3 protein-coding genes, 1 tRNA gene and 2 pseudogenes are annotated in these 3,379 nt (G+C 56.0%); 3 read left to right on the top strand and 3 right to left on the bottom strand.

All coding sequences use genetic code 11. The annotated features are described in order from the left end of the window. Nucleotides 1-264 precede the first annotated feature (264 nt). Nucleotides 265-573, bottom strand: coding sequence for a transcriptional regulator (locus tag NCCP436_RS17480; RefSeq protein ID WP_220805231.1), 309 nt, complete (start codon nucleotides 571-573; stop codon nucleotides 265-267). 139 nt (nucleotides 574-712) lie between these two features. On the opposite strand from NCCP436_RS17480, the gene NCCP436_RS17475 reads away from it, so the two are divergent. After that, the gene (locus NCCP436_RS17475) at nucleotides 713-1,105 is read left to right on the top strand and encodes a hypothetical protein (RefSeq protein WP_220805230.1); all 393 of its coding nucleotides are present in this window, start codon (nucleotides 713-715) and stop codon (nucleotides 1,103-1,105) included. Nucleotides 1,106-1,156: 51 nt separating this feature from the next. Here NCCP436_RS17475 and NCCP436_RS17470 read toward each other — a convergent pair whose 3' ends face one another. Then, complete coding sequence (locus NCCP436_RS17470) at nucleotides 1,157-1,846, bottom strand: crotonase/enoyl-CoA hydratase family protein (RefSeq protein ID WP_220805229.1); 690 nt, start codon at nucleotides 1,844-1,846, stop codon at nucleotides 1,157-1,159. 355 nt (nucleotides 1,847-2,201) lie between these two features. Here NCCP436_RS17470 and NCCP436_RS17465 point away from each other — a divergent pair. Then, nucleotides 2,202-2,291 (top strand) — tRNA-Ser (locus tag NCCP436_RS17465). Between the two features lie 105 nt (nucleotides 2,292-2,396). Here the strand turns inward: NCCP436_RS17465 and NCCP436_RS17460 are convergent. Next, nucleotides 2,397-2,663 (bottom strand): annotated as a pseudogene (locus NCCP436_RS17460) (tyrosine-type recombinase/integrase); the annotation flags it as partial. A gap of 50 nt (nucleotides 2,664-2,713) precedes the next feature. Between NCCP436_RS17460 and NCCP436_RS17710 the strand changes: the two are divergent. Further along, nucleotides 2,714-3,379 (top strand): annotated as a pseudogene (locus NCCP436_RS17710) (IS3 family transposase); the annotation flags it as partial.

Genomic DNA, 3,379 nt, shown 5'->3' with positions numbered 1-3,379 from the left:
AGCGGCAACATCAGGAACTGGGTGCTGGCACCAATCGTGTGCCTGAACCCGGAGCGGGAAGCGGTACTGCAGCAAACATCAAAGGCAGCGTGATACGCTCACGCGACAACTACCTTGAAAATCGCCGTAACCGTGCTCGCTAACCAGGGGACTCATCCAGAGCATTGGCAGCACTCCCCAAAGCACAGGATGAAACTGCATAAAAATGCTCGTCTTAAACCTCGCGAGAGCTCCTTCTTGTATCTCTGGCGAGCGATGCTGCTATCAGGATGCCGGATGTCCCCCTTCAACAAAGTCACGCAGCCAACGTAGCACTTCAACAGCATCCCAGCGCGTCGGATCAAACAGGGCATAAGCCAGGCCTTGATAACTGACCACATCCAGCCGCCGATGATAGCCGGCACGCTGCAGCAACGCCTCGATCTCGGCGAAGCAAGTATTGAAGTGCTGGCGATTGAAGGGCGTGCGGTTCCCCGTAACTATTCCCTCAAGAATCAGTTCGTCGATCATCCCCCGCACGCACTCCAGCGGCATGCGGCTCACCCGCTGTTTCAGCTGCAGTACGTCCAGCATGATTCGCTCCTGCGCACTCGACTTTGTACCCGGATATAGTCCAATCAAAAAATACTGTACATACAAACAGTATTAAGTGATAGTGGCATTACTCAGATGTCAATAACGCCCGTGGGAGTTCTGCACAGAGGTGTCGGCAATGCAACAGAGACTAATCATGGCAATGCTGCTGATCTTGCTTGGAGGCTGCGCCCAGCCTCAGATCGAGCGTCCACAGCCCAGTGGCGCCTATCTGGTGATTGAGGGCGAACAGGCATGGGCTGTAGTGATTGCCGATGGTCGGCGCATTGAGGAAGCAGGCAGAGTGTTGGACATCATGCGCCTGCCTGGCCACCATTCGCGAGTTGCTGCCAGCTACGTTGTGGAGACCCCGAACTGCGGCAGGCTGCAGTGGCTGACGGAGAGAAACGGAACAGCGGAAGGCGAGACCACCCTGTTGCCAATCCATTTCAATGACCAATTGGATGCGCCGGGCTGCGTACTGGCTCAGGCGTTGGGCCGCAACTGGGTTGCACTGGATTACTCCGGCTGAGATGGAAATACCCTGCCGTTCTGAGAGCGTGGCAGGGTATGATGGTGGGGCTTACAAAGGGTGCTGGCGATCCCGCTCAATGGCTGCATCGAGGGTTTCCAAGAGGCCATTGCGTACCTTTAGCTTGGTATTGCGGTGGGCTGTCATATTGATCTTCTTCATCTGTTGGGCTACAGCCAGTGCAGTTGGCATCAGCTCTTGCGCTGGTACTACCTTATCCAGGAAACCGGCTTCGACAGCCCCGGCCGGATCAAACATCTCGCCATTGATCACTGAGCGGTTGAACGCGGATTTGCGCAGTCGATCACGCGCCAGCTCAATTCCCACGTGATGCATGGTCATGCCAATCTGAACTTCGTTCAGGCCGATAGTGAACGGCCCCTCTACGCCGATACGATAATCCGCCGAGAGCAGCAGAAAAGCCCCCTTAGCCACAGCATGTCCCGGGCAGGCGATGATGATCGGGTAAGGATGGGCTAGCATGCGGCGCGCCAGCGTGGAGCCAGCCGCCACCAGGTTGATTGCGTTCTGAGGGCCGGAGGTCATCACTTTCAGATCGTAGCCACCGGAAAGAATACCGGGCTGACCGGTGATAATGACGATAGCGCGATCCTGTTCCGCACGATCCAGAGCGCTATTGAAAGCGGCAATCACATCAGGGGAGATGGCATTTACCTTGCCGTTGCTCAGGGTGAGGGTGGCGATGCCATCCTTAAATAGGTAGCTGATCAGGTCGCTCATGGTAGTTTCCTTGTTAGTGCCGCAAGGCGGAAGTGGCCAAAAGGTACTCAGCCGAATGCCTCGGGTAAAGCACCGTGACTGACTGGTGAGTCAGATACTCTGATCTGTCACAACCACGCCTGACAGCAATATGACGACTGCTCGAGCCTTCTGCGGGATGACTGGAGGTAGCGTATGGCCACTCTATGTACTCTCTGTGTCCGGCCAGATAGTCCCGGGGCTTGCGCCTTGATGAACCTGAGGAAGTGCATCAGCCTTAAGCGCATGAATTTTTTAAAAAAAGTGTTTGCCAAGGGCTGTGCTTTCGAATAAATTAGCGCGCCTCGACAGGCTAAACGCCAGAGCGTCGAGATCCGGTGAAGTGTCCGAGTGGTTGAAGGAGCACGCCTGGAAAGTGTGTATACGGGAAACCGTATCAAGAGTTCGAATCTCTTCTTCACCGCCACTTTCGCAATACCTAAAGCCCTGAAAGCTAACAAGTTTTCGGGGCTTTTTGCTTTTTGGCTTTCGGCAGGTGTCGAAAAAGTGTCGAAAGCCCTTGTATGCTCAATCACCAGTCCAACTCCTTAGCGCAATCGGCTACAGGTTCGGCCATGCCTTCCTTGATGGATTCCCGCATGCCAGGAGCTGAAAGTGGGTCATCAATCAGTGGGTTCAGCCTCAATGCGTCCTGCAGGTGATCAGGCGACAGGTGCGCATAACGCATGGTCATTGCCAGCGACGTATGCCCCAGGATTTTCTGCAGCGTAAGGATGTTTCCGCCCCGCATGACGAAGTGACTGGCGAAGGTGTGCCGCAGTACGTGGGGTTCTACCCCGTTAACACGGACACTTTCGAGTAAGCTCATATCGAGCAGAAGGAGTGTTCATGAAACGCAAGAAATACAGTCCCGAATTCAAGCGGGAAGCCGTTGAACTGGCTCGTCGTTCAGAGACCAGTTGCCGCCAAATTGCCCAAGAGATTGGGGTGGCCCCGAGCTTGCTAAACCGCTGGGTTCGGGAAGCACAACCGGGGATGGAGAAAGCCTTCCCAGGAACGGGAAATCCGCGGGATGAGGAGCTTGCCCGCCTCAAACGCGAGCTGGCCCGAGTCACCAAGGAACGCGATTTTTTAAGAGACGCGGCAGCGTACTTTGCCAAGGAGTCATCGAGCGGTACACGGTGATCCAGCGCTGTCGCAACGAGTACCCGGTACGACTGATGTGCCGTTGCCTGAAGGTTTCTGCTAGTGGCTATTACGCCTGGCAGGATCGCGAACCAAGCCTGCGGGCTCAAGAAAATGCGCGCCTGGTGAGGCGCATTCGGGAGATTCACGAGGACAGCCGTGGTGTGATCGGAGCGCCCCGGATGCACGAGGATCTTCTCGACGAGGAAACCGTCAGCCTGAACCGCGTTGCTCGCCTGATTGCGGCCGAGCGCATTCAAGGCTGGCCTCGCCGTAAGAGACGTGGCTTTGGAAGAGTCGCCAGTAGCCGTCCAGCAGGCGTGAAAAACCTGCTGGAGCGCGACTTCACCGCGCAGGAGCCGGAGCGCA

Source organism: Pseudomonas sp. NCCP-436, from assembly GCF_019656335.1.
Taxonomy (GTDB): Bacteria; Pseudomonadota; Gammaproteobacteria; order Pseudomonadales; family Pseudomonadaceae; genus Aquipseudomonas.
Note: the sequence above shows the minus strand (reverse complement) of the source record. Positions and strands in the feature narration are given on the sequence as shown.